Genomic DNA, 25,014 nt, shown 5'->3' with positions numbered 1-25,014 from the left:
GCCCTGCTTAGAGGTTAACTTTTTTATGTACCAGGTTGTTGCGTCTGATTTAGACGGCACGCTGCTTTCCCCCGATCATTTCCTGACCCCGTATGCCAAAGAGACGCTGAAGCTGCTTACCGCCCGTGGGATCAATTTCGTCTTCGCCACCGGCCGACACTACATCGACGTCGGGCAGATCCGCGATAATCTCGGCATCCGGTCGTACATGATCACCTCTAACGGCGCCCGCGTTCACGATAGCGATGGCCAGCAAATTTTCGCCCATAACCTCGACCGCGATATTGCCGCCGACCTGTTTGAAATCGTGCGCAACGACCCGAAAATTGTCACTAACGTCTATCGGGAAGATGAGTGGTATATGAACCGCCATCGCCCGGAAGAGATGCGCTTTTTCAAAGAGGCGGTGTTTAACTACAAGCTGTATGAGCCGGGCGAACTGGATCCGCAGGGGATCAGCAAGGTGTTCTTTACCTGTGAGGATCACGAACATTTACTGCCGCTTGAGCAGGCGATGAACGCCCGCTGGGGCGATCGCGTGAACGTCAGCTTCTCCACCTTAACCTGCCTGGAGGTGATGGCGGGCGGGGTATCGAAGGGGCATGCGCTGGAGGCGGTGGCGAAAATGCTCGGCTACAGTCTGTCCGATTGCATCGCTTTCGGCGACGGCATGAACGACGCCGAGATGCTGTCGATGGCCGGTAAAGGCTGCATTATGGCCAACGCCCACCAGCGGCTGAAGGATCTGCATCCGGAGCTGGAAGTGATCGGCAGCAACGCCGACGATGCGGTCCCGCACTATCTGCGTAAGCTGTACCTCGACTGAAAAAGATTGACGACTGGCGAATAACTGTCCAGTCGTCAACCTGACTCTTCGCTACAATGCCTGTTCTTTATCCAACGAGACGACCATTGTGGCGCTGTTAATTATCACCACTATCCTGTGGGCCTTTTCTTTCAGCCTGATTGGCGAGTACCTGGCCGGTAGCGTCGACAGCTATTTTTCGGTGCTGATGCGCGTGGGCCTGGCGGCGCTGGTGTTCCTGCCTTTCCTGCGGACGCGCGGCCAGTCTCCGCGCACGATCGTGCTCTATATGCTGGTGGGCGCGATGCAGCTTGGCATCATGTACCTGCTGGCCTTTCGCGCCTATCTCTATCTGACGGTCTCGGAATTCCTGCTGTTTACCGTGTTTACCCCGTTATACATCACGCTGATCTACGATTTGCTCAGCGGACGTAAACTACGCTGGGGCTATCTGCTGAGCGCCGCGCTGGCGGTGCTGGGGGCGGCGATTATCCGTTACGACAAAGTCAGCGATCATTTCTGGACCGGGCTGTTACTGGTGCAGTTGTCAAACCTCTGCTTCGCCATCGGGATGGTGGGTTACAAGCGCCTGATGGAGGTGCTACCGATGCCGCAGCACAATGCCTTTGCCTGGTTCTATGTCGGGGCCTTTATCGTGGCGGTGGCGGCATGGTTTATGCTGGGCAACCCACAGAAGCTGCCGACCACCAGGCTGCAGTGGAGCGTGCTGGTGTGGCTTGGCGTCGTGGCTTCCGGGCTGGGCTACTTTATGTGGAACTATGGCGCCACTCAGGTGGATGCCGGCACGCTGGGGATCATGAATAACGTCCATGTCCCCGCCGGGCTGTTGGTTAACCTTGCCATCTGGCAGGAGCAGCCGCACTGGCCGAGCTTTATTAGCGGAGCGTTGGTGATCCTGGCCTCGCTGTGGGTCCATCGACGCTGGGTCGCTCCGCACTCCGGACAAACGGCAGATGATCGCACGCGTGGTTCCGCGCAGAGCGAATAAACGCTTCGGTGACCGGTTGACGCTGTTCGCCATCGCGAACGGCCGCGTACAGCCGGCTCCATAATCCCTCGCCCAGGGTTTTGGTCACCACCAGACCCTGGCGTTCAAAACTTTCCACCACCCAGTGCGGCAGCGCGGCGATACCCATCCGGGCTGCCACCATCTGGATCAGCAACAGCGTGTTATCGACGCTTTTCAGCTGGGGACTAATGCCGGCCGGCTGCAGGAAATGACGCCAGATGTCGAGGCGTCCGCGCTGCACGGGATAAATCAGCAGCGTTTCCGTGGCCAGATCCTCCGGCGTAATCAGCGTCTTCATGGCTAACGGGTGCTCAGGCGCCAGCACCAGGCGCACCTCATAATCAAACATTGGCGAGTAGTGCAGACCGCTGCGCGGCAGGATATCTGAGGTCATGACCAGATCCAGTTCGCCCTGCTGCAGCGCGGGCTGCGGGTCGAAGGTGACGCCGGAATGGAAGTCGACTTCCACGTGCGGCCAGCGGGCGCGGAAATTCTCCAGCGCCGGCGTGAGCCACTGAATACAGCTGTGGCATTCGATAGCCAGCCGCAGCCGGGTCTGTTGTGGTTCGTTACAGTCCTGCAGGGCGCGAGCGATCTGCGGCAGCACCTGGTTGGCCAGCTGTAAGAGGATCTCCCCTTGAGGAGTAAAACGCAGCGGCTGGCTCTTACGCACAAAGAGACGAAAGCCGAGGCGCTGTTCCAGATCGCTGAACTGGTGAGACAAGGCGGACTGGGTCTGATGCAGGGCAGCCGCTGCGCCCGCCAGTGAACCGCTGTTCCGCAACGCTTGCAGCGTTTTCAGATGTTTAATTTCGATCATGAAAGTCCTTCACTTCGCCATGAGCAATTTGCGCTTGAGGAATATACAGTAACTGCCAATTATGGATGTGTAAACATCTGGATGGCTAAATCCTTTATCTTTCGAATTTATGGTGCGTTGGCTGCACTTCCTCACCCCAGTCACTGACTTCAGTAAGCTCCTGGGGATGAGCAAGTTTGCCGCCTTCCCTAAATCCGAAATCTTTCGGATTGCAATTATGAGGCTCAAAAAATGACAATTATTAACCACACCCTCGGTTTCCCTCGCGTTGGCCTGCGCCGCGAGCTGAAAAAAGCGCAAGAGAGCTACTGGGCGGGCAATGCCACTCGCGAGGAACTGCTGGCGGTAGGCCGGGAACTGCGCGCCCGTCACTGGGAGCAGCAGAAGCAGGCCGGTATTGACCTGCTGCCGGTGGGCGATTTCGCCTGGTACGACCATGTTCTGACCACCAGCCTGCTGCTTGGCAACGTGCCGGCTCGTCATCAGAACAAAGACGGCTCTGTCGATATCGATACCCTGTTCCGCATTGGCCGCGGCCGCGCTCCCACCGGCGAGCCAGCGGCCGCTGCGGAAATGACCAAGTGGTTCAACACCAACTATCACTACATGGTGCCAGAGTTCGTGAAGGGCCAGCAGTTCAAACTGACCTGGACCCAACTGCTGGATGAAGTGGACGAAGCGCTGGCGCTGGGCCACAAGATCAAGCCCGTGCTGCTGGGGCCGGTGACCTATCTGTGGCTGGGCAAAGTGAAAGGCGAACCGTTTGACCGTCTAAGCCTGCTGAATGACATCCTGCCGGTTTATCAGCAGGTGCTGGCCGAACTGGCGAAGCGCGGCATTGAGTGGGTGCAGATTGATGAACCGGCGCTGGTGCTGGAGCTGCCGCCAGCGTGGCTGGCGGCCTTTAAACCGGCTTATGACGCCCTGCAGGGCCAGGTCAAACTGCTGCTGACCACCTATTTTGAAGGCGTTAGCGACAATCTCGAGACCATTGCTGCGCTGCAGGTCCAGGGGCTGCACGTCGATCTGGTCCACGGTAAAGATGATGTCGCCGAACTGCATAAATGTCTGCCTGCCGACTGGCTGCTGTCCGCCGGCCTGATCAACGGGCGTAACGTCTGGCGCGCCGATCTCGCCGAAAAATATGCGCAAATTAAAAACCTCGTCGGTAAGCGCGAACTGTGGGTCGCGACATCCTGCTCTCTGTTGCACAGCCCGATCGACCTGAGCGTGGAGACGCGCCTTGATGCGGAAGTGAAGAGCTGGTTTGCCTTCGCGCTGCAAAAATGCGGTGAGCTGGCGCTGCTGCGCGATGCGCTGAACAGCGGCGATACCGCGGCGATTACCGAGTGGAGCGCGCCAGTCCATGCCCGTCGCCATTCGACGCGCGTACATAACCCGGCGGTGGAAAAACGGCTGGCGGCGATCACCGCTCAGGACAGCCAGCGCGCCAGCCCCTATGAGGTTCGCGCTCAGGCGCAGCGTCAACGCTTTAACCTGCCGGCGTGGCCGACCACCACTATCGGGTCATTCCCGCAGACGACCGAGATCCGCGGCCTGCGCCTGGATTTCAAAAAGGGCAATCTGGACGCCAGTCATTATCGTACCGGCATTGCGGAACATATTAAGCAGGCGATCGTCGAGCAGGAGCGGTTAGGATTAGACGTACTGGTGCACGGGGAAGCCGAGCGGAACGATATGGTGGAATACTTCGGTGAGCATCTGGACGGTTTCATCTTCACGCAAAACGGCTGGGTGCAGAGCTATGGCTCCCGCTGCGTGAAGCCGCCGGTGGTGATCGGCGACATCAGCCGTCCACAGGCGATCACCGTCGAATGGGCGAAGTACGCGCAGTCGCTGACCGACAAGCCGGTGAAAGGGATGCTCACTGGACCGGTGACGATTCTGTGCTGGTCCTTCCCGCGGGAAGACGTCAGCCGTGAAACCATCGCGAAACAGATTGCGCTGGCCCTGCGTGATGAAGTGGCGGATCTGCAAGCGGCCGGTATCGGCATCATCCAGATTGATGAGCCTGCTTTGCGCGAAGGGTTACCGCTGAAGCGCAGCGATTGGGATGCCTATCTGCAGTGGGGTGTGGAAGCCTTCCGCCTTAACGCCGCGGTGGCCAAAGACGACACTCAGATCCATACCCACATGTGCTATTGTGAGTTCAACGACATCATGGACTCCATCGCCGCGCTGGACGCCGACGTGATCACCATTGAAACCTCGCGTTCAGACATGGAACTGCTGGAGTCGTTCGAAGTGTTCGAGTATCCCAATGAAATCGGGCCGGGGGTATATGATATTCACTCGCCAAACGTACCGAGCGTGGAGTGGATCGAAGCGCTGCTGGAAAAAGCCGCGCAGCGTATCCCGGCGGAGCGGCTGTGGGTTAACCCGGACTGCGGCCTGAAAACCCGGGGCTGGCCGGAGACTCGCGCCGCGCTGGCGAATATGGTGCAAGCGGCGCGTAACCTGCGTCAATCTGCCTGATCGTCACCCGAAAAATCAAAAAGGAGGCATTTGCCTCCTTTTTTTCCTGCTTCGGACGATTACCCTTTTTTACCGCCATATTGAGCAAACCAGTCGAGCATCCGCTGCCAGCCGTCTTTGGCTGACTCTTCATGATAGCTGGCGCGATAGTCGGCGTTAAAGGCGTGATCGGCTTCAGGATAGACCACGATTTCCGCCGTGGCGTTGGCCGCCCGCAGCGCCTGGCGCATGGTTTCGACGGTGTCCTGTGGAATGCTGGCGTCTTTAGCGCCGTACAGGCCGAGTACCGGGGCGTTAAGATCGACGGCGATATCCACCGGGTGTTTTGGCGAATTCAGCGATTTTTCTCCTACCAGTTTGCCGTACCAGGCTACCGCCGCCTTCAACTGCGGGTTATGGGCAGCATATAGCCAGGTGATACGTCCGCCCCAGCAGAAGCCGGTGATCAGCAGACGATGGGCATCGCCGCCATGGCGCGCCGCCCAGCTGGCGACGTGGTCGAGATCCGCCAGCACCTGCGCGTCCGGCACCTTCGTAACCAGCTCTTTAAACAGGGTCGGGATATCGTGATACTCATTCGGATCGCCCTGACGGAAGTACAATTCAGGCGCGATAGCCAGATAGCCTTCCTGCGCCAGGCGACGACAAAGATCGCGAATATGCTCATGCACGCCGAAGATTTCCTGCACCACGATGACGATCGGCAATGGGCCATCGGCGTTTTTCGGGCGGGCATGGTAAGCCGGCATGTTTTCCCCCTGAGAGGGAATAGAGGTCTCTCCGGCGACAATATGCTCTTCCGGCGTATGAACGGCGGTTGCGGCATGCGGCGAGGCTGCAGGTGCGAATCCAGGTTGCTTGGTGGTGGTCATGGTATTCTCCGTACCCTTATTTATTAGCGCATCAGTAACTATAGACCCTTTACCTTTAGTTCGGGCGGTAATAAAGCACAGTGCCTGAAAGCGGCTATCTTTTGTTCAGTGACGATGAATATAACTTGTTAATGTGATGTTTATCACTATTTCCTGAAAAACAACTGCAATCATTATTGTTCTTGGTGACTAACATCACAAAATGTTGCCAGGGGCTTCTGTACAGTACCGTTTTGCTTCTGCTGATAATTCGACCCACAGAGGAGTTTTTTATGTCCAAGTCTGATGTTTTTCATCTCGGCCTCACCAAGAACGATTTACAAGGGGCTACGCTGGCTATCGTCCCTGGCGATCCGGAGCGTGTGGAAAAGATCGCCGCGCTGATGGATAAGCCGGTTAAGCTGGCATCTCACCGCGAATTTACCTCCTGGCGCGCGGAACTGGACGGCAAACCGGTGATCGTCTGCTCCACCGGCATCGGCGGCCCGTCTACGTCTATCGCTGTGGAAGAGCTGGCGCAGCTTGGCGTGCGTACCTTCCTGCGCATTGGCACCACCGGCGCCATTCAGCCGCACATCAACGTTGGCGATGTGCTGGTGACTACCGCTTCCGTTCGTCTGGACGGCGCCAGCCTGCACTTCGCGCCGATGGAATTCCCGGCCGTCGCAGATTTCGCCTGCACCACCGCGCTGGTGGAAGCAGCGAAATCCATTGGCGCCACCACCCATATCGGCGTGACTGCTTCCTCGGATACCTTCTACCCGGGACAGGAGCGTTACGACACCTTCTCCGGCCGCGTAGTGAGCCGCTTCAAAGGCTCCATGGAAGAGTGGCAGGCGATGGGCGTGATGAACTATGAAATGGAATCCGCTACGCTGCTGACCATGTGCGCCAGCCAGGGTCTGCGCGCCGGGATGGTGGCCGGGGTTATCGTTAACCGTACCCAGCAAGAGATCCCTAACGCCGAAACCATGAAGCAAACCGAAAGCCATGCGGTGAAAATCGTCGTGGAAGCGGCGCGCCGTCTGCTGTAATTCAACGCTTTCCCTGTCAGGCCGGATCCTCCGGCCTTTTTTTGCGTCGCCTCTCGCAGGAAATTCCTTTTAAACTGGACGTTTGTACAGCACAATTCTATTTTGTGTCATCAGGTTATCGCAGGGGGCGTCGTGGATCTCTCCATTATTATCAGCGCGGTTATCGCACTGGCTGCTGGATTAATCGTCGGCTGGCTGGCGACCAAAGCGCGCGCCGATCAAATTCGGGCCGATCTTATCGAGGAGCGGCGAGAGCTGGATATTGAGCTGAGCGCCGCCCGTCAGCAGCTGGTACAGGACGCCCACTGGCGTGAAGAGTGCGAGCTGCTGAACAACGAGCTGCGCAGCCTGCGGGATATCAATACCTCGCTGGAGGCCGATCTGCGGGAGGTTACCACCCGGCTCGAATCCACCCAGCTGCATGCGGAAGATAAGATCCGCCAGATGGTGAACAGCGAGCAGCGCCTGAGCGAGCAGTTTGAAAACCTCGCCAACCGCATTTTCGAACACAGCAACCGACGCGTCGATGAGCAAAATCGCCAGAGCCTGCATGGCCTGCTGACCCCGCTGCGCGAACAGCTGGACGGGTTCCGCCGCCAGGTGCAGGAGAGCTTCGGCCAGGAGGCACGGGAAAGGCACACCCTGGCGCATGAGATCCGCAACCTGCAGCAGCTGAACGCGCAGATGGCGCAGGAGGCGCTGAACCTGACCAAAGCGCTGAAGGGCGATAACAAAACTCAGGGCAACTGGGGGGAAGTAGTTCTCACCCGCGTGCTGGAAGCCTCCGGCCTGCGGGAAGGCTATGAGTACCAGACCCAGGTCAGCATCGAGACCGACAACCGCTCGCGGATGCAACCGGACGTCATCGTGCGCCTGCCGCAGGGTAAAGACGTGGTTATCGACGCCAAAATGACCCTTGTCGCCTATGAGCGCTATTTCAACGCCGAGGACGACTACACCCGCGAAGTCGCGCTGCAGGAGCACCTTGCCTCGGTGCGTAATCATATTCGCCTGCTGGGACGCAAGGATTATCAGCAACTGCCGGGCCTGCGCTCCCTCGACTATGTGCTGATGTTTATTCCCGTCGAGCCGGCATTTCTGCTGGCCATTGATCGTCAACCCGAGCTCATCAGCGAGGCGCTGCAAAATAATATTATGCTGGTCAGCCCGACGACGCTGCTGGTGGCCCTGCGCACCATCGCCAATCTGTGGCGTTATGAGCACCAGAGCCGCAACGCGCAGAAGATCGCCGAGCGGGCGGGGCGCCTTTACGACAAAATGCGCCTGTTTGTGGACGATATGTCCGCTATCGGCCAGAGTCTGGATAAAGCACAAGAGAACTATCGCCAGGCGATGAAAAAGCTCGCTTCCGGGCGCGGTAATCTGCTGGCTCAGGCGGAGGCTTTTCGCGGGTTGGGCGTGGAGGTCAAGCGCGGGATTAATCCTGATTTAGTCGAACAAGCCACTGCTCAGGACGATCAATATCGTCTCGAAGAGGAGGATAACCTGCCGGAAAATGACGCATTTTCGCCCGACTCTGCCGAGGCGGTGCGCAGCCGGGAGGCGGCTCCGCCACGCTGAAACGTATGGGAAATGCGCTGAGTCTGATACACTCAGTGAACATTTTCTTGAAAAGCAAGCAGGCATAAAGATGGTTGAGGATTCACAAGAAACGACGCACTTTGGCTTTCAGACGGTCGCTAAAGAGCAGAAAGCAGACATGGTGGCGCATGTATTCCATTCTGTCGCCGCAAAGTATGATGTGATGAATGACTTAATGTCGTTTGGTATCCATCGTTTGTGGAAGCGTTTCACCATCGACTGCAGCGGTGTACGTCGCGGGCAGACCGTGCTGGATCTGGCGGGGGGTACCGGTGATTTGACGGCTAAGTTTTCCCGTCTGGTAGGGGAAACCGGCCGCGTTATGCTTGCTGATATCAATGATTCAATGCTCAAAATGGGCCGCGAAAAGCTGCGCAATATCGGCATCGTAGGTAACGTTGAGTATGTTCAGGCCAACGCGGAAGCCCTGCCGTTTGCTGATAATACCTTTGACTGCATCACCATCTCTTTCGGTCTGCGTAACGTGACCGACAAAGAAAAAGCGCTGCGTTCGATGTACCGCGTGCTGAAGCCGGGCGGACGTCTGCTGGTGCTGGAGTTTTCTAAACCCATTATTGAACCGCTGAGCAAAGCCTACGACGCTTACTCCTTCCATATCCTGCCGAAGGTGGGCGAGCTGGTGGCAAAAGACGGCGACAGCTATCGCTACCTGGCGGAGTCGATCCGTATGCATCCGGACCAGGAATCCCTGAAAGGGATGATGCAGGATGCAGGCTTCGAAAGCGTGGACTACTACAACCTGACGGCAGGTATCGTTGCTTTGCATCGCGGTTACAAGTTCTGACAGGAGGGACGCTATGCCTTTCACACCCCTGGTGACCGCTGGCATTGAAACGGCGCTGAATACTTTCCTCTGGCGCGACAAAGCGCTAAAACCCGCCCGCCAGCGCCTGCTGGGCAAGGTATTGCGGGTACAGCTGCAGGACTTCTCCACGCCCGTGGTGCTGGTGTTCAGCGAACGCCAGGTTGATGTCCTGAGCGCCTGGGAGGGAGAGGCCGACTGCACCGTGATTACCCGGCTCAGCGTACTGCCAAAACTGCGCAACCGTCAGCAGCTCACGGCGCTTATCCGCAGCGGCGAGCTGGAAGTGCAGGGCGATCTGCAGGTGGTGCAGAACATGGTCACCCTGTGCGATCTGGCGGAGTTCGATCCCGCTGAACTGCTGGCGCCTTACACCGGCGACATCGTGGCCGAAGGCGTCGGTAAAGTCCTCCGCGGCGGCGCTCAGTTTTTACTGAAAGGGGCGCAGCGCCAGCAGCGCTATGTCGCGGAAGCGATCACTGAAGAGTGGCGCCTGGCGCCGGGGCCGCTGGAGCTGGCCTGGTTTGCTGAAGAGACGACGGCTATTGAACACGCGCTGGCCGCACTGGAAAAACGGCTGGAAACGCTGGAGGGCAAATGACGCCAGGAGAATTACGGCGCCTGTATTTCATCGTCCACACCTTTTTGAGCTACGGGCTCGATGAGCTCATCCCCAAAATGCGGATCACGCTGCCGCTGCGTATCTGGCGGCGGATGCTGTTCTGGATGCCAAACCGCCATCAGGATCAACCCCTTGGCGCCCGTCTGCGGCTGGCGCTTCAGGAGCTGGGGCCGGTGTGGATTAAATTCGGCCAGATGCTGTCCACGCGGCGGGATCTCTTTCCGCCGCATATTGCCGATCAGCTGGCGCTGTTGCAGGACCGCGTGGCGCCCTTTGACGGGAAGCTCGCGCAGCAGCAGATAGAGAAAGCGATGGGTGGCCTGCCGGTGGAGGCCTGGTTTGATGATTTCTCCGTTGAGCCGTTAGCCTCGGCGTCTATCGCCCAGGTGCATACCGCGCGTCTGAAAGAGAACGGCAAAGAGGTGGTGATCAAGGTTATCCGTCCGGATATTTTGCCGATCATTAAAGCGGACATGAAGCTCATCTACCGCCTGGCGCGCTGGGTGCCGCGTCTGCTGCCTGACGGCCGCCGTCTGCGCCCGCAGGAGGTGGTTCGTGAGTATGAAAAAACGCTGCTGGACGAGCTGAACCTGCTGCGGGAATCCGCTAACGCCATTCAGCTGCGGCGTAATTTCGAAGACAGCCCGATGCTGTATGTGCCGGAAGTGTACCCCGACTACTGCAGCGAAAGCATGATGGTGATGGAGCGCATCTACGGCATTCCGGTGTCCGACGTCGAGGCGCTGGAGGCTCAGGGAACCAACCTGCAGCTGCTGGCGGAGCGGGGCGTGCAGGTCTTCTTCACCCAGGTGTTCCGCGACAGTTTTTTCCATGCTGATATGCACCCTGGCAACATATTCGTCAGCTACGAGCACCCGGAAGATCCGCAGTATATCGGTATCGATTGCGGCATTGTCGGCTCGCTGAACAAAGAAGATAAGCGCTATCTGGCGGAAAACTTTATCGCCTTTTTCAACCGCGATTATCGTAAGGTTGCCGAGCTGCACGTCGACTCCGGTTGGGTTCCGCCGGACACCAATGTCGAAGAGTTTGAGTTCGCGATCCGCACGGTCTGCGAGCCCATCTTTGAGAAGCCGCTGGCGGAGATCTCCTTCGGCCACGTGCTGCTTAATCTGTTCAACACCGCGCGGCGCTTCAATATGGAAGTCCAGCCGCAGCTTGTTTTGCTACAGAAGACATTACTTTACGTAGAAGGGGTAGGCCGGCAGCTCTATCCTCAGTTAGACTTGTGGAAAACGGCGAAGCCTTTCCTTGAGTCGTGGATCAAAGATCAGGTCGGTATTCCGGCGCTGGTGCGCGCGTTTAAAGACAAAGCGCCGTTCTGGATCGAAAGAATGCCTGAAATACCTGAGCTGGTGTATCAGAGCCTGCAGCAGAGCAAACAGCTGCAGACCAGCGTCGATACTATCGTGCGGGATATGCATGTGCGTCATGTGCGCCAGGGCCAATCCCGTTATCTGTTTGGTATAGGCGCGGTTTTATTGCTCAGTGGTACGCTGCTCTTTATCCATCGCCCTGAGTGGGGAATGATGCCCGGCTGGCTGATGGCCGGCGGTGTCGTGACCTGGCTGATTGGCTGGCGAAAAACCCGCTGATCGGTTCGCCACTTCATGACGCAGGCTTATTTGCGCAAAATCATGCCGGTGGCCTGACGGCGAGGCGGCTGGCAGGATGGCGTGTATAATGCGTCCACATAATTCATCATCTGTCATAGGGGAACGTGTATGGGTGGTATCAGTATTTGGCAGTTATTAATTGTTGTCGTCATCGTAGTTCTGCTATTCGGGACGAAGAAGCTGAGCTCACTGGGGTCAGACTTAGGGGCATCCATCAAAGGCTTTAAAAAAGCCATGAGTGATGATGATAAACCCGAAAAGTCGGCGCCAGACGCAGATTTCACGGCGAAAACTATCGCCGACAAACAGGATGATGCAAAAAAAGACGAGACAAAACGCCACGACAAAGAGCAGGTGTAACTCGTGTTCGATATTGGTTTTAGTGAACTACTGCTGGTGTTTGTAATTGGCCTCATTGTTCTGGGGCCACAGCGGCTTCCCGTCGCGGTTAAAACGGTGGTTGGCTGGATCCGTACGCTACGGTCGCTGGCGACCACGGTGCAGAATGAGCTGGCTCAAGAGCTAAAACTGCAGGAGTTCCAGGAGAGCCTCAAGAAGGTGGAAAAGGCCAGCCTGAATAACCTGACGCCGGAGCTGAAAGCCTCTATGGACGAGCTGCGCGAGGCCGCGGAGTCGATGAAGCGCTCCTATAGCGCCCACGATCCGGAAAAGGCCAGCGACGAAGCGAATACCATCCATAATCCGGTGGTGAAAGGCAGCGAAGCGCAGCGGCAGGACGTCACGCCGGCGACGGCCGAACATCAGGCCAGCGCTCCGGTTCATGCGCCAGAGCCCGTGACCGACGAGCAACCCGCTTCACCGGCAGAGAAAACATCCGCTACGGCGGCTGCCCCCCATTCTTCCCCCGCATCGAGTGATAAACCGTAAACATGGGCGTAGACGATACACAACCGCTAATTTCGCATCTGATTGAGCTGCGCAAGCGTCTGCTCAACAGCATCATTGCTATCCTGGTGATCTTCCTGGCGCTGGTCTATTTCGCCAATGATATTTATCAGCTGGTCTCGGCCCCGCTTATCAGCAAGATGCCGGTAGGCGCGACGATGATCGCCACCGATGTCGCTTCACCTTTCTTTACGCCGATAAAGCTGACCTTTATGGTGTCGGTGATCCTGTCGGTGCCGATTATTCTGTATCAGGTATGGGCCTTCGTCGCGCCGGCGCTGTATAAGCACGAGCGCCGGCTGGTGGTGCCCTTGCTGGTCTCCAGCACGCTGCTGTTCTATATCGGCATGGCTTTCGCGTATTTTGTCGTGTTTCCGCTGGCGTTCGGCTTTCTGACCCATGCTGCCCCGGAGGGGGTGCTGGTCTCGACCGATATCCGCAGCTATCTCGACTTCGTGATGGCGCTGTTTATGGCGTTCGGGGTCTCTTTTGAGGTGCCGGTCGCCATTGTGCTGCTCTGCTGGATGGGCGTCACTACGCCGGAAGAGCTGCGCAAAAAACGGCCGTATGTGCTGGTGGGCGCCTTCGTGGTGGGCATGCTGCTGACGCCGCCGGACGTGTTCTCGCAGACGCTGCTGGCCATTCCGATGTACTGTCTGTTTGAAGTCGGGGTGTTCTTTGCCCGCTTCTACACCGGGAAGCGTCTGACGCGTGATGACGATGCCGCGGCCGAAGCTGAAGCCGCTGAGCACAGAGAAGAGTAATACCGCCAACCGCCCGTCAGGGCGGTTGTCATATGGAGCGATCATGTTTGATATCGGCGTTAATCTGACCAGTTCGCAGTTTGCCCGCGACCATGATGAGGTGGTGGCGCGCGCCCGGTCGGCGGGTGTCCACGGCATGCTGCTGACCGGCACAAATTTGCCGGAGAGCCAGCGGGCGCAGAGAATGGCGAACCATTACGCCGGCTGCTGGTCCACGGCGGGGGTTCATCCCCATGACGGCAGCAGCTGGACGCCAGCGGTCGCCGAGGCGATTTATGTCCTTGCCCGCGAGCCGCAGGTGGTGGCGATAGGGGAATGTGGTCTGGATTTTAATCGTAATTTCTCCACGCCGCAGGAGCAGGAGGCGGCATTCAGCGCCCAACTGGCGCTGGCCGCCGAGCTGTCGATGCCGGTGTTTTTACACTGCCGCGACGCCCACGACCGGTTTCTGACGCTACTTAAACCCTGGCTTGGGAAGATCCCGGGCGCGGTGCTGCACTGCTTTACCGGCAGCCGCAGTGAGGTGCAGGAATGTCTGGATCTGGGGCTGTTTATCGGCATTACCGGTTGGGTGTGCGATGAGCGGCGCGGGCTCGAGCTGCGAGAGCTACTGCCGGCGATCCCGGCGGAACGTCTGCTGCTGGAGACCGATGCGCCCTATCTGCTGCCGCGCGACCTCAAGCCGAAACCCGCCTCGCGTCGTAACGAGCCCGCGTATTTGCCGCATATCCTGGCCAGCGTCGCGGCCTGGCGCGGCGAGGAGGCGCAGTGGCTTGAGGCGCAAACGGACGCAAACGTCAGGGCGCTGTTTGGCGTCGACGTTATCGGCGCTTAGATTTTCTGGAAATCGGTGTTTTTAACGCTCTGCAGGACTTGCTTATTCAGCAGGTTTAACAGCAACATAGAGCGTGCTTCACCGTCCGGCTCGGTAAAGATAGCCTGTAAGCCTTCGAACGCGCCGTCGGTGATCAGTACGCTATCGCCTTCATGCGGCGTTTCCGGGTCGGTGATGCCTTCCGGTTTATAGATAGAGAGCTGATGGATGACCGCCGAGGGGACGATAGCGGGTAGGGCGCCAAAGCGCACGAAGTTGTTAACCCCGCGTGTGGCGCTGATGGTGGTGGTATGAATCACCTCTGGATCGAACTCAATAAACAGGTAGTTCGGAAACAGCGGTTCGCTGACCATGGTGCGTTTACCGCGAATGATTTTTTCCAGCGCAATCGTCGGCATCAGGCAGTTAACTGACTGACGTTCCAGATGTTCCTGGGCTCGTTGTAGCTGCCCACGTTTGCAATACAGTAAGTACCAGGCTTGCATAATGACTCATTCCACTTCTAATAACGGCAAGCATAACAAATGGCTGGTGTAATCGCGAAAGCCATTATAATTGAAATCCAAATTTCAGCGTTCTTTCACGCTAATTTAACAAAATTACAGCATCTCGCCGTTGAACACCGTATAATTAGCCGCCTGTAGAGAGGTCAATAACACTTTCATGAAATATCACGATCTTCGCGACTTTCTGACACTCCTGGAACAACAGGGCGAACTAAAACGTATCACTCTGCCGGTCGATCCCCACCTGGAAATCACCGAAATTGCCGACCGCACCCTGCGCGCTGGCGGTCCGGCGTTGCTGTTTGAGAATCCGAAAGGCTATACCATGCCGGTGCTGTGCAACCTGTTCGGCACGCCGCGGCGCGTGGCGCTGGGGATGGGTCAGGAGGACGTCAGTTCGCTGCGCGAGGTGGGTAAGCTGTTAGCCTTTCTGAAAGAGCCTGAGCCGCCCAAAGGTTTCCGCGATCTGTTTGATAAGCTGCCGCAGTTTAAGCAAGTGCTGAATATGCCGACCAAACGTCTGCGCGGCGCACCCTGCCAGCAAAAAATCATCCAGGGCGATGACGTCGACCTGAGGAAAATCCCGATTATGACCTGCTGGCCGGACGATGCCGCGCCGCTGATCACCTGGGGGCTGACGGTGACCCGCGGGCCGCACAAAGAGCGGCAGAACCTGGGGATTTATCGCCAGCAGCTGATTGGCAAAAACAAACTGATTATGCGCTGGCTGTCTCATCGCGGCGGCGCACTGGATTTCCAGGAGTGGAGCGCGGCGCGTCCGGGCGAACGCTTCCCGGTTTCTGTGGCGCTCGGCGCCGACCCAGCGACCATTCTTGGCGCGGTGACCCCGGTGCCGGATACGTTGTCGGAATATGCCTTTGCCGGGCTGCTGCGCGGCACCAAAACCGAAGTGGTGAAATGCGTCTCGAACGATCTTGAAGTGCCTGCCAGCGCAGAGATTGTGCTGGAAGGTTATATCGAGGCCGGGGAGATGGCGCCGGAAGGTCCGTATGGCGACCATACCGGCTACTACAATGAAGTAGACCAGTTCCCGGTGTTTACGGTCACCCATATTACCCAACGTGAAGACGCGATTTATCATTCGACCTATACCGGCCGTCCGCCGGATGAGCCTGCGGTGCTGGGCGTAGCGCTGAATGAAGTCTTCGTCCCGATCCTGCAAAAACAGTTTCCGGAAATCGTCGATTTCTATCTGCCGCCGGAAGGGTGCTCCTACCGCCTGGCGGTGGTGACGATGAAAAAACAGTATGCAGGCCATGCCAAGCGCGTGATGATGGGCGTCTGGTCGTTCCTGCGCCAGTTTATGTACACCAAATTCGTGATTGTCTGCGATGACGATGTCAACGCTCGCGACTGGAACGATGTGATTTGGGCGATCACTACCCGTATGGACCCAGCTCGTGATACGGTACTGGTAGAGAATACGCCAATTGATTATCTGGATTTTGCCTCGCCGGTTTCCGGCCTGGGTTCAAAAATGGGGCTGGATGCCACCAATAAATGGCCTGGCGAAACCCAGCGTGAATGGGGTCGCCCAATCAAAAAAGATCCTGCCGTCACGGCGCGCATTGACGCCATCTGGGATGATCTGGCCATCTTTAAACAACAGTAAGCGGGGCTAACGCCGCTGTTTTGCTCTATAGACCCGACAGAGGGGACGCATGACAACCTTAAGCTGTAAAGTGACCTCGGTGGAGGCGATTACCGATACCGTGTATCGTGTTCGATTAGTACCGGAAGCGGCATTCTCTTTCCGCGCTGGCCAGTATCTGATGGTGGTAATGGATGAGCGCGACAAACGCCCATTCTCCATGGCCTCCACGCCGGCGGAACAGGAATTTATCGAACTGCATATCGGCGCCTCGGAGCTCAATCTGTACGCGATGGCGGTCATGGATCGCATCCTGAAAGAGCGCGAAATTGAGGTTGATATCCCGTATGGCGAAGCCTGGCTGCGTGAAGATGAAGACCGCCCGCTGATTTTGATTGCCGGCGGCACCGGCTTCTCTTATGTGCGTTCTATTCTTCTGACCGCGCTGTCACGCAATCCTCAGCGCGATATCGCGATTTACTGGGGCGGCCGCGAGACCAAACATCTGTACGATCTGGCTGAGCTGGAAGCCTTGAGCGTCAAACATCCGAATCTGCGCATTGAGCCGGTGGTTGAGCAGCCGGAAGAGGGCTGGCGTGGGCGTTCCGGCACCGTGCTGACCGCGGTGCTGCAGGATTACGGTACCCTGGCCGATCACGATATCTATATTGCCGGGCGTTTTGAGATGGCCAAGATTGCTCGCGACCTGTTCTGCAACGAACGCGGCGCGCGCGAAGATCGCCTGTTTGGCGACGCGTTTGCCTTTATCTGATATCTGCAAATAAAAAACCCGCCCCTGACAGGCGGGAAGAACGGCAACTAAACTGTCTCTCTTCGCCAATGACGTCATAACTGCGTCGGCTGCGCTCGCTCACCCGAATCACTTACTTCAGTAAGCTCATCGGGATTCGCTCGCTTGCCGCCTTGTTCTGACGCCATTGGCTGTGAGATACCCTTTTGTAAATTTACACCCGCTCAAACACGGTGGCGATCCCTTGTCCCAGGCCAATGCACATGGTGGCGAGGCCGAACTGGGCATCTTTACGCTCCATCTGATTGATCAACGTGGTGCTAATACGCGCCCCGGAACAACCCAGCGGATGACCGAGCGCGATCGCCCCGCCGTTAAGGTTGATCTTCTCATCGATCTGCTCCATCAGGCCCAGATCTTTAATGCACGGCAGGATCTGCGCGGCAAAGGCCTCATTCATTTCAAAGACGTCGATATCGCTGGTGGATAAGCCCGCTTTTTTCAGCGCCAGCTTCGAGGCGGGAACCGGGCCATAGCCCATAATGGACGGGTCGCAGCCGACCACCGCCATCGAACGGACGCGGGCGCGTGGCTTCAGCCCCAGTTCGCGGGCGCGACTTTCGCTCATCAGCAGCATCGCCGCCGCGCCATCGGAAAGGGCGGAAGAGGTACCCGCCGTTACCGTACCGGTCACCGGGTCAAACGCCGGCCTCAGGGTAGACAGCGTCTCGACGGTGGTTTCCGGGCGGATCACTTCGTCATAGTTAAAGGACTTCAGTACGCCATCGGCATCGTGGCCGCCGGTGGGGATAATCTCGGCTTTGAATGCGCCGGACTGGGTCGCAGCCCAGGCGCGGGCGTGGGAGCGCGCGGCGAACTGATCCTGCATTTCCCGGCTAATGCCGTGCAGACGCGCCAGCATTTCAGCGGTCAGCCCCATCATCCCTGCCGCCTTCGCCACGTTGCGACTCAGGCCCGGGTGGAAATCGACGCCGTGGCTCATCGGCACATGGCCCATGTGCTCCACGCCGCCAATCAGGCAGACGCTGGCATCGCCGGTCATGATCATGCGTGCAGCATCGTGCAGCGCCTGCATGGAAGAACCGCACAGACGGTTAACCGTGTTTGCCGGTACCGAATGCGGGATCTCCGCCAGCAGCGCCGCGTTACGGGCGATGTTAAAACCCTGCTCGAGGGTTTGCTGTACGCAGCCCCAGTAGATATCGTCTATCGCGCTTGCCTCAAGCGACGGGTTGCGCGACAGCAGGCTACGCATCAGGTGCGCGGAGAGGTCTTCCGCGCGCACGTGGCGAAATGCGCCGCCCTTTGAACGGCCCATCGGGGTGCGAATAGCATCGACAATGACAACCTGTTCCATTGTGACTCCTTAAGCCGTTTTCAGAGCGCCAACCGGACGGGCTGGCTCTACCTGGGGATAATACGCTTCGTTATGGCGCGCTTTGTCACGCAGACCGGCAGGGACTTCATACAGCGGCCCAAGGTGCTGGTACTGCTGCGCCATATCGAGATACTTCGCGCTGCCGATGGTATCCAGCCAGCGGAAGGCGCCGCCGTGGAACGGAGGGAAGCCGAGGCCGTATACCAGCGCCATATCCGCTTCCGCCGGGCTGGCGATAATGCCTTCTTCCAGGCAGCGGACGACTTCGTTAACCATCGGGATCATCATGCGGGCGATAATCTCTTCATCGCTGAAATCGCGCTTCGGCTGGCTGACGTCGGCCAGCAGGCTGTCGACGGCAGCATCTTCTTCTTTCTTCGGCTTACCTTTGCTGTCGTCTTTATAGCGCCAGAAGCCGAGGCCGTTCTTCTGGCCGAAACGGTTGGCGTCAAACAGGGCGTCGATGGCGTCGCGATAATCTTTCTGCATCCGCTGCGGGAAGCCCGCCGCCATGACCGCCTGAGCATGGTGCGCGGTGTCGATGCCGACCACGTCCAGCAGATAGGCCGGGCCCATCGGCCAACCAAACTGTTTCTCCATCACTTTGTCGACTTTGCGGAAATCCGCCCCGTCGCGCAGCAGCTGGCTGAAGCCGGCGAAGTAGGGGAACAGCACGCGGTTGACGAAGAAACCGGGACAATCATTGACCACGATTGGCGTCTTGCCCATTTTGCTGGCCCAGGCGACGACTTTGGCAATGGTCTTATCCGAGGTTTTTTCGCCGCGGATCACTTCTACCAGCGGCATGCGATGCACCGGGTTAAAGAAGTGCATGCCGCAGAAGTTTTCCGGGCGCTGCAGAACGCTGGCCAGCTCGCTGATGGGGATCGTGGAGGTGTTGGACGCCAGCACGGTATCCGGGCGGATTTTATCTTCCGTTTCCGCCAGCACCGCTTTCTTCACTTTCGGGTTTTCCACCACCGCTTCAACGACCACGTCCACGCGATCAAAACCGCTATACTCCAGCGTTGGCTGAATGGTGCTTATTACTCCGGCCAGCTTCAGACCGTCGATTTTGCCGCGTTCCAGCTGTTTATTCAGTAGCTTCGCCGCTTCGGTCATGCCGAGCGTCAGCGATTTATCGTTGATGTCCTTCATGATGACCGGCACGCCTTTCCACGCCGACTGATAAGCGATGCCGCCGCCCATAATGCCCGCGCCCAGGACGGCGGCCTGCTTCGGCGTTTCGACATCTTTGGTCAGTTTTTTCGCTTTCGCTTTGACGTACTGGTCGTTGAGGAAGATACCGACCAGCGCGCGGGCCTCATTGGTATGAGCCAGCGGGACAAAGCTTTTATTTTCCAGCACCAGGGCCTCTTCACGACCAAGACGCGCGGCGGCTTCAATGGTTTTCACCGCGGTGATCGGCGCCGGATAATGCTTCCCGGCGGTTTGCGCGACCATGCCTTTGGCGATGGTGAAACTCATCGTCGCTTCAATTTTGCTGAGCTTCAGCGGCTCCAGCTTCGGTTGACGTTTCGCTTTCCAGTCCAGGTCGCCCTGAATCGCCTGGCGCAGGATCGCCAGCGCGCCGTCGCGCAGTTTGTCGGCAGCAACTACGCCATCCACCAGGCCGATTTTCAGCGCTTGATCGGCACCGACATCTTTCCCGGCAGCAATGATCTCCAGCGCGCTGTCGGCGCCGAGCAGGCGCGGCAAACGGACTGAGCCGCCGAAGCCTGGCATAATGCCGAGTTTGGTTTCCGGCAGACCAATGCGCAGATCCGGCGTCGCCAGGCGATAATCGGTCGCCAGGACGCATTCACAACCGCCGCCCAGCGCGTAACCGTTGACGGCGGAGACAGTGGGGACCGGAAGATCTTCCAGACGGTTGAAGACGCTGTTAGCAAAATGCAGCCATTGGCTTAACTGCTCCTCAGGGACCAGGAACAGTGAGAGGAATTCCGTAATATCCGCGCCGACGATAAACGCCGCTTTTTCAGAGCGCAGCATCAGGCCTTTGAGATCGTTTTGTTTTTCCAGTACGTCCAGCGCATGACCGAGGCTGGCTACGGTTGCGGTATCAAGCTTGTTGACCGAACCTGGGGCATCGAACACCAGTTCGGCGATGCCATCTTCCAGCCAGTCGAGGTACAGGGTGTCGCCTTTGTAGAGCATGTCAGTCTCCTGAATCCAGCAATATGATCTGGTCATACCAGATGAAACGGAGTGTGGAATTTATGTTAAAGAATTGCAAATTACTCTTTAAATAATTGCTGGTCGGATCACATCCGGTGGAAATCACCCGCACGCAGGTCGATGTGCTAAGATGCGGAGTATCACGATCCCATAAAAGCAAAGGACAAAAGATGGAATCCCTGGCCGCGCTCTATAAAAATCATATTGTTACCCTACAAGAACGTACCCGCGACGTCCTGTCCCGTTTTCAGATGGATGCTCTGCTGATTCACTCCGGCGAGCTGGTTAACGTCTTCCTTGATGACCATCCGTACCCGTTCAAGGTCAATCCGCAGTTCAAAGCCTGGGTGCCGGTGACTCAGGTGCCTAACTGCTGGTTGCTGGTGGACGGTGTGAATAAACCGAAGCTGTGGTTCTATCTGCCGGTTGATTACTGGCATAACGTTGAGCCGCTGCCGACCTCGTTCTGGACCGAAGAGGTCGATGTAGTCGCGCTGCCGAAGGCCGATGGCATCGGCAGCCAACTGCCTGCCGCTCGCGGAAATATTGGTTATATCGGGCCGGTGCCGGAGCGCGCGCTGGGTCTGGGAATCGCCGCGGATAAGATCAACCCGAAAGGGGTTATCGATTATCTGCATTACTACCGGGCTTACAAAACCGATTACGAGCTGGCCTGCATGCGTGAAGCGCAGAAGTCGGCGGTGAATGGTCATCGTGCGGCCTATGAAGCTTTTCAGTCCGGGATGAGCGAATTCGATATCAATCAGGCCTATCTTACCGCAACCGGTCACCGCGATACCGACGTGCCTTACAGCAACATCGTGGCGCTGAACGAGCATGCTTCTGTCCTGCACTACACCAAACTGGACCACCGCGCTCCGGCGGAAATGCGCAGCTTCCTGCTCGACGCCGGTGCGGAATATAACGGCTATGCTGCGGATCTGACGCGGACCTGGGCGGCACACGGCGATAACGATTTCGCCCATCTGATTAAAGACGTTAACGACGAGCAGCTGGCGCTGATTAGCACCATGAAAGCCGGGACTCGCTACGTCGATTACCATATCCAGTTCCACCAGCGTATTGCGAAGCTGCTGCGTAAACACCAGTTAGTCACTGACATGAGCGAAGAGGCGATGGTGGAAAACGATCTGACCGGGCCATTTATGCCGCACGGGATTGGTCATCCGCTGGGTCTGCAGGTGCATGATGTTGCTGGCTTTATGCAAGACGACTCCGGTACGCATCTGGCGGCGCCAGCGAAATACCCGTATCTGCGCTGCACCCGTATTATCGAGCCGCGTATGGTGTTGACCATTGAACCCGGCATCTACTTTATCGAGTCGTTACTGGCGCCGTGGCGTGAAGGTCCGTTCAGCAAACACTTCAACTGGCAAAAAATTGACGCCATGAAGCCATTCGGCGGGATCCGTATCGAAGATAACGTGGTGGTTCACGAAAACAGTATCGAAAACATGACGCGCGATCTGAAGCTGGCCTAATGGAGAGCTGGTTAATCCCGGCGGCGCCCGTTTCCGTCGTTGAGGAGATCAAAAAGAGCCGTTTTATCACGCTGTTGGCGCATACCGACGGCGTGGCGGCGGCGAAAGCCTTTGTCGAGTCCGTCAGAGCGGATCACCCCGATGCCCGTCACCACTGCGTGGCGTGGGTCGCCGGACCGCCTGATGATTCGCAACAGCTTGGGTTTTCTGATGATGGCGAACCGGCGGGAACGGCGGGTAAACCGATGCTGGCGCAGCTGATGGGAAGCGGCGTCGGCGAGATAACCGCTGTCGTCGTGCGTTACTACGGTGGTATCCTGCTGGGCACCGGCGGCCTGGTGAAAGCCTATGGCGGCGGTGTTCATCAGGCGCTGGCGCAGTTGACGACACTGCGCAAGACGCCGTTAACGGCATATACTTTGCAATGTGAATATGGGCAACTGGCCGGCGTCGAAGCGCTGCTCGCCCAATTTTCCGGCAACGTCGTTGAAAGCGAATATCTGGCGTCGGTTCGGCTGCGCGTGGCGCTTCCCCAGGCTGAAGTGGCGGCTTTTTCAGCAAAACTGGCTGATTTTAGTCGTGGTTCATTGCAATTGCTGAAGATTAACGAATAATCCCCTCTGTTTTTTTGCCTATCAAAGGAAGCGCCAGAGATGCATTTTCGCGCCATAACCCGAATCGTTGGACTGCTGGTCATCTTGTTTTCGGGGACGATGATCGTCCCGGGATTAGTGGCCCTGATATATCGCGATGGCGCGGGACGGGCCTTCACTCAAACTTTTTTTGTCGCTCTGGCGATCGGCTCCATGCTGTGGTGGCCGAACCGTAAGCAAAAGGGTGAACTGAAATCCCGTGAAGGATTTCTGATCGTGGTGCTGTTCTGGACCGTGCTGGGTAGCGTAGGGGCCTTGCCCTTTATTTTCGCCGAACAGCCGAACCTGACGGTGACGGATGCCTTCTTCGAGTCATTTTCCGGCCTGACGACGACCGGGGCGACCACCCTGGTGGGGCTGGACTCGCTCCCGCACGCTATCCTCTTTTACCGGCAGATGCTGCAGTGGTTCGGCGGTATGGGGATCATTGTGCTGGCGGTGGCGATTCTGCCTATCCTCGGCGTCGGGGGGATGCAGCTCTACCGTGCGGAAATGCCCGGCCCGCTGAAAGATAACAAGATGCGCCCGCGCATCGCCGAGACGGCAAAGACATTGTGGCTCATCTATGTGTTACTGACGGTCGCCTGCGCATTGGCGCTCTGGTTTGCCGGTATGCCGGCCTTCGATGCGATAGGGCACAGCTTCGCCACCATCGCCATCGGCGGTTTCTCGACTCACGATGCCAGCGTCGGCTATTTCAACAGCCCGATGATCAACTCCATCATTGCCATCTTTCTGCTGATCTCCGGCTGTAACTACGGTCTGCATTTTTCGCTGTTGAGCGGACGCAGCCTGAAGGTGTACTGGCGCGACCCTGAGTTTCGAATGTTCATTGGCGTCCAGTTGACGCTGGTCATCGTCTGTACGCTGGTGCTATGGCTTCATAACGTGTACGGCTCGGTGCTGACGACGCTGAATCAGGCGTTTTTCCAGGTGGTGTCGATGGCGACCACCGCGGGATTCACCACCGATAGCATTGCGCGCTGGCCGCTGTTCCTGCCGGTGCTTCTGCTGTGCTCCGCATTTATCGGCGGCTGCGCAGGCTCTACGGGCGGTGGCTTAAAGGTTATCCGTATCCTGTTGCTGTTCAAGCAGGGCAACCGTGAGCTTAAGCGTCTGGTTCACCCGAATGCGGTGTATAGCATTAAATTAGGTAACCGCGCGCTGCCGGAACGTATTCTGGAAGCGGTATGGGGATTCTTCTCCGCCTATGCGCTGGTCTTTATCATTAGTATGCTGGCTATTATCGCCACCGGGGTGGATGACTTCTCCGCTTTCGCCTCCGTGGTGGCGACATTGAACAACCTCGGGCCTGGGCTCGGCGTCGTCGCGGACAACTTTGCCACCATGAACCCGGTCGCGAAATGGATCCTGATTGCTAATATGCTGTTTGGTCGTCTGGAAGTGTTCACCTTACTGGTGCTCTTTACTCCCACTTTCTGGCGCGAATAACAGGAGTGCTCGTGAAAACTTTAATTCTCTTTTCCACCCGCGACGGGCAGACACGTGAAATCGCTTCGTTTCTCGCCTCTGAGCTTAAAGAGCTGGGTATCGATGCGGACACCCTGAATCTGAACCGTACCGATGACGTGGAATGGCATCATTATGATCGCGTGGTGATTGGCGCGTCGATTCGCTACGGACACTTTCATCCGGCGGTGGACCGCTTTGTGAAAAAGCACCTTGCAGCATTGCAGGCGCTGCCGGGGGCATTCTTTTCGGTGAACCTGGTTGCGCGCAAACCCGAGAAGCGCACGCCGCAGACCAACAGCTATACGCGCAAGTTTCTGCTCAACTCGCCGTGGCAGCCGCAGAGCTGCGCGGTGTTTGCCGGGGCGCTACGTTACCCGCGTTACCGCTGGTACGATCGGTTTATGATCCGCCTGATTATGAAAATGACCGGGGGCGAAACGGATACCCGTAAAGAAGTGGTCTATACCGACTGGCAACAGGTCTCCCGATTTGCCCGAGAAATCGCGCAAATGATCCGCAAACAGGGCGTTTAAACAGCGTCTTGATGGAAAAGCGAGCGAACGAAAAGTTTTTTTGCATTTCCCCTTGTCACCTCAGAATTACTCCCTATAATGCGCCTCCACTGACACGGAACAACGGCAAGCAAGCCGCCGGGTCAGCGGGGTTCCGGTGA

General features: G+C 57.5%; 23 protein-coding genes. 18 read left to right on the top strand and 5 right to left on the bottom strand.

The window, feature by feature from the left end; translation table 11 throughout:
* Nucleotides 1-25 precede the first annotated feature (25 nt).
* Both yigL and ACLH1U_RS23800 read left to right on the top strand, forming a co-directional pair.
* The gene (gene yigL, locus ACLH1U_RS23805; RefSeq protein ID WP_017899394.1) at nt 26-826 is read left to right on the top strand and encodes a sugar/pyridoxal phosphate phosphatase YigL; all 801 of its coding nucleotides are present in this window, start codon (nt 26-28) and stop codon (nt 824-826) included.
* A gap of 88 nt (nt 827-914) precedes the next feature.
* The gene (locus tag ACLH1U_RS23800) at nt 915-1,814 is read left to right on the top strand and encodes a carboxylate/amino acid/amine transporter (RefSeq protein WP_032454518.1); all 900 of its coding nucleotides are present in this window, start codon (nt 915-917) and stop codon (nt 1,812-1,814) included.
* Here the strand turns inward: ACLH1U_RS23800 and metR are convergent.
* Nucleotides 1,702-2,655, bottom strand: coding sequence for an HTH-type transcriptional regulator MetR (metR, locus tag ACLH1U_RS23795; RefSeq protein WP_032454519.1), 954 nt, complete (start codon nt 2,653-2,655; stop codon nt 1,702-1,704). The two genes, ACLH1U_RS23800 and metR, sit on opposite strands and share 113 nt — an antisense overlap.
* 231 nt (nt 2,656-2,886) lie before the next feature.
* Between metR and metE the strand changes: the two genes are divergently transcribed.
* On the top strand, nt 2,887-5,151 hold the full coding sequence (metE, locus tag ACLH1U_RS23790) for a 5-methyltetrahydropteroyltriglutamate--homocysteine S-methyltransferase (protein ID WP_110212301.1): 2,265 nt from the start codon (nt 2,887-2,889) through the stop codon (nt 5,149-5,151).
* A 59-nt stretch (nt 5,152-5,210) separates the two neighbouring features.
* On the opposite strand, the gene ACLH1U_RS23785 is transcribed toward metE, so the two are convergent.
* On the bottom strand, nt 5,211-6,023 hold the full coding sequence (locus ACLH1U_RS23785; RefSeq protein WP_023291577.1) for a dienelactone hydrolase family protein: 813 nt from the start codon (nt 6,021-6,023) through the stop codon (nt 5,211-5,213).
* Between the two features lie 272 nt (nt 6,024-6,295).
* Between ACLH1U_RS23785 and udp the strand changes: the two genes are divergently transcribed.
* From udp to tatD, 9 genes are all read left to right on the top strand, one after another.
* Nucleotides 6,296-7,057, top strand: a complete 762-nt coding sequence (gene udp / locus ACLH1U_RS23780; protein WP_002883419.1) for a uridine phosphorylase — start codon at nt 6,296-6,298, stop codon at nt 7,055-7,057.
* A 132-nt stretch (nt 7,058-7,189) separates the two neighbouring features.
* Complete coding sequence (gene rmuC, locus ACLH1U_RS23775; RefSeq protein WP_411299484.1) at nt 7,190-8,638, top strand: DNA recombination protein RmuC; 1,449 nt, start codon at nt 7,190-7,192, stop codon at nt 8,636-8,638.
* 70 nt (nt 8,639-8,708) lie between these two features.
* Nucleotides 8,709-9,464 carry a bifunctional demethylmenaquinone methyltransferase/2-methoxy-6-polyprenyl-1,4-benzoquinol methylase UbiE gene (gene ubiE / locus ACLH1U_RS23770; RefSeq protein ID WP_023291579.1) on the top strand — a complete coding sequence of 252 codons (756 nt, stop codon included), beginning with the start codon at nt 8,709-8,711 and terminating at the stop codon, nt 9,462-9,464.
* Between the two features lie 13 nt (nt 9,465-9,477).
* Entirely contained in the window at nt 9,478-10,083 is a 606-nt protein-coding gene (locus ACLH1U_RS23765; protein ID WP_411299483.1) for an SCP2 domain-containing protein, read from the top strand.
* Nucleotides 10,080-11,720: a ubiquinone biosynthesis regulatory protein kinase UbiB gene (gene ubiB, locus ACLH1U_RS23760; protein WP_032454523.1), complete on the top strand. Its 1,641-nt coding sequence runs from the start codon at nt 10,080-10,082 to the stop codon at nt 11,718-11,720. Before ACLH1U_RS23765 ends, ubiB begins: the two co-directional genes overlap by 4 nt.
* A gap of 129 nt (nt 11,721-11,849) precedes the next feature.
* Nucleotides 11,850-12,101, top strand: coding sequence for a Sec-independent protein translocase subunit TatA (gene tatA / locus ACLH1U_RS23755; protein ID WP_002883425.1), 252 nt, complete (start codon nt 11,850-11,852; stop codon nt 12,099-12,101).
* 3 nt (nt 12,102-12,104) lie between these two features.
* Nucleotides 12,105-12,629: a Sec-independent protein translocase protein TatB gene (gene tatB, locus ACLH1U_RS23750; protein WP_032454524.1), complete on the top strand. Its 525-nt coding sequence runs from the start codon at nt 12,105-12,107 to the stop codon at nt 12,627-12,629.
* A gap of 2 nt (nt 12,630-12,631) precedes the next feature.
* Nucleotides 12,632-13,411: a Sec-independent protein translocase subunit TatC gene (gene tatC / locus ACLH1U_RS23745; protein WP_004886745.1), complete on the top strand. Its 780-nt coding sequence runs from the start codon at nt 12,632-12,634 to the stop codon at nt 13,409-13,411.
* A gap of 43 nt (nt 13,412-13,454) precedes the next feature.
* Nucleotides 13,455-14,246, top strand: coding sequence for a 3'-5' ssDNA/RNA exonuclease TatD (gene tatD / locus ACLH1U_RS23740; protein ID WP_101862608.1), 792 nt, complete (start codon nt 13,455-13,457; stop codon nt 14,244-14,246).
* On the opposite strand, the gene rfaH is transcribed toward tatD, so the two are convergent.
* Nucleotides 14,243-14,731, bottom strand: coding sequence for a transcription/translation regulatory transformer protein RfaH (rfaH, locus tag ACLH1U_RS23735; protein WP_004886742.1), 489 nt, complete (start codon nt 14,729-14,731; stop codon nt 14,243-14,245). The two genes, tatD and rfaH, sit on opposite strands and share 4 nt — an antisense overlap.
* A gap of 178 nt (nt 14,732-14,909) precedes the next feature.
* Here rfaH and ubiD point away from each other — a divergent pair, with 178 nt between their 5' ends.
* Both ubiD and fre read left to right on the top strand, forming a co-directional pair.
* Nucleotides 14,910-16,385, top strand: a complete 1,476-nt coding sequence (gene ubiD / locus ACLH1U_RS23730; RefSeq protein ID WP_023291584.1) for a 4-hydroxy-3-polyprenylbenzoate decarboxylase — start codon at nt 14,910-14,912, stop codon at nt 16,383-16,385.
* A gap of 49 nt (nt 16,386-16,434) precedes the next feature.
* Nucleotides 16,435-17,136, top strand: coding sequence for an NAD(P)H-flavin reductase (gene fre, locus ACLH1U_RS23725; RefSeq protein WP_411299482.1), 702 nt, complete (start codon nt 16,435-16,437; stop codon nt 17,134-17,136).
* Nucleotides 17,137-17,329: 193 nt separating this feature from the next.
* Here fre and fadA read toward each other — a convergent pair whose 3' ends face one another.
* Together fadA and fadB are read right to left on the bottom strand one after the other, a co-directional pair.
* Nucleotides 17,330-18,493 (bottom strand): acetyl-CoA C-acyltransferase FadA, encoded by a 1,164-nt coding sequence (gene fadA, locus ACLH1U_RS23720; RefSeq protein ID WP_004886733.1) that lies wholly within the window; start codon nt 18,491-18,493, stop codon nt 17,330-17,332.
* 9 nt (nt 18,494-18,502) lie between these two features.
* Nucleotides 18,503-20,692, bottom strand: coding sequence for a fatty acid oxidation complex subunit alpha FadB (fadB, locus tag ACLH1U_RS23715; RefSeq protein WP_101862610.1), 2,190 nt, complete (start codon nt 20,690-20,692; stop codon nt 18,503-18,505).
* Nucleotides 20,693-20,883: 191 nt separating this feature from the next.
* Here fadB and pepQ point away from each other — a divergent pair, with 191 nt between their 5' ends.
* From pepQ to hemG, 4 genes are read left to right on the top strand one after another with little or no spacing between them, the layout of a single operon-like run.
* Complete coding sequence (gene pepQ / locus ACLH1U_RS23710) at nt 20,884-22,215, top strand: Xaa-Pro dipeptidase (RefSeq protein ID WP_032454527.1); 1,332 nt, start codon at nt 20,884-20,886, stop codon at nt 22,213-22,215.
* Nucleotides 22,215-22,829, top strand: a complete 615-nt coding sequence (locus ACLH1U_RS23705) for an IMPACT family protein (protein WP_004886726.1) — start codon at nt 22,215-22,217, stop codon at nt 22,827-22,829. Before pepQ ends, ACLH1U_RS23705 begins: the two co-directional genes overlap by 1 nt.
* Before the next feature lie 39 nt (nt 22,830-22,868).
* Nucleotides 22,869-24,320 carry a Trk system potassium transporter TrkH gene (trkH, locus tag ACLH1U_RS23700; protein ID WP_004886724.1) on the top strand — a complete coding sequence of 484 codons (1,452 nt, stop codon included), beginning with the start codon at nt 22,869-22,871 and terminating at the stop codon, nt 24,318-24,320.
* An 11-nt stretch (nt 24,321-24,331) separates the two neighbouring features.
* Entirely contained in the window at nt 24,332-24,874 is a 543-nt protein-coding gene (gene hemG, locus ACLH1U_RS23695) for a menaquinone-dependent protoporphyrinogen IX dehydrogenase (protein ID WP_023291587.1), read from the top strand.
* Nucleotides 24,875-25,014: the final 140 nt, after the last annotated feature.

It is taken from the genome of Klebsiella sp. 1SOBk5mer (genome assembly GCF_046603115.1).
Classification (GTDB): Bacteria; Pseudomonadota; Gammaproteobacteria; order Enterobacterales; family Enterobacteriaceae; genus Klebsiella; species Klebsiella quasipneumoniae.
Note: the sequence above shows the minus strand (reverse complement) of the source record. Positions and strands in the feature narration are given on the sequence as shown.

Coding starts and splice junctions, on each gene's coding strand:
- tatA (WP_002883425.1), top strand. CDS start 11,850: ATGGGTGGTATCAGTATTTGGCAGTTATTAATTGTTGTCGTCATCGTA.
- ACLH1U_RS23785 (WP_023291577.1), bottom strand. CDS start 6,023: ATGACCACCACCAAGCAACCTGGATTCGCACCTGCAGCCTCGCCGCAT.
- trkH (WP_004886724.1), top strand. CDS start 22,869: ATGCATTTTCGCGCCATAACCCGAATCGTTGGACTGCTGGTCATCTTG.
- tatC (WP_004886745.1), top strand. CDS start 12,632: ATGGGCGTAGACGATACACAACCGCTAATTTCGCATCTGATTGAGCTG.
- fadB (WP_101862610.1), bottom strand. CDS start 20,692: ATGCTCTACAAAGGCGACACCCTGTACCTCGACTGGCTGGAAGATGGC.
- tatD (WP_101862608.1), top strand. CDS start 13,455: ATGTTTGATATCGGCGTTAATCTGACCAGTTCGCAGTTTGCCCGCGAC.
- ubiE (WP_023291579.1), top strand. CDS start 8,709: ATGGTTGAGGATTCACAAGAAACGACGCACTTTGGCTTTCAGACGGTC.
- ubiB (WP_032454523.1), top strand. CDS start 10,080: ATGACGCCAGGAGAATTACGGCGCCTGTATTTCATCGTCCACACCTTT.
- pepQ (WP_032454527.1), top strand. CDS start 20,884: ATGGAATCCCTGGCCGCGCTCTATAAAAATCATATTGTTACCCTACAA.
- ACLH1U_RS23765 (WP_411299483.1), top strand. CDS start 9,478: ATGCCTTTCACACCCCTGGTGACCGCTGGCATTGAAACGGCGCTGAAT.
- fre (WP_411299482.1), top strand. CDS start 16,435: ATGACAACCTTAAGCTGTAAAGTGACCTCGGTGGAGGCGATTACCGAT.
- udp (WP_002883419.1), top strand. CDS start 6,296: ATGTCCAAGTCTGATGTTTTTCATCTCGGCCTCACCAAGAACGATTTA.
- ubiD (WP_023291584.1), top strand. CDS start 14,910: ATGAAATATCACGATCTTCGCGACTTTCTGACACTCCTGGAACAACAG.
- rfaH (WP_004886742.1), bottom strand. CDS start 14,731: ATGCAAGCCTGGTACTTACTGTATTGCAAACGTGGGCAGCTACAACGA.
- metR (WP_032454519.1), bottom strand. CDS start 2,655: ATGATCGAAATTAAACATCTGAAAACGCTGCAAGCGTTGCGGAACAGC.
- fadA (WP_004886733.1), bottom strand. CDS start 18,493: ATGGAACAGGTTGTCATTGTCGATGCTATTCGCACCCCGATGGGCCGT.
- yigL (WP_017899394.1), top strand. CDS start 26: ATGTACCAGGTTGTTGCGTCTGATTTAGACGGCACGCTGCTTTCCCCC.
- metE (WP_110212301.1), top strand. CDS start 2,887: ATGACAATTATTAACCACACCCTCGGTTTCCCTCGCGTTGGCCTGCGC.
- ACLH1U_RS23705 (WP_004886726.1), top strand. CDS start 22,215: ATGGAGAGCTGGTTAATCCCGGCGGCGCCCGTTTCCGTCGTTGAGGAG.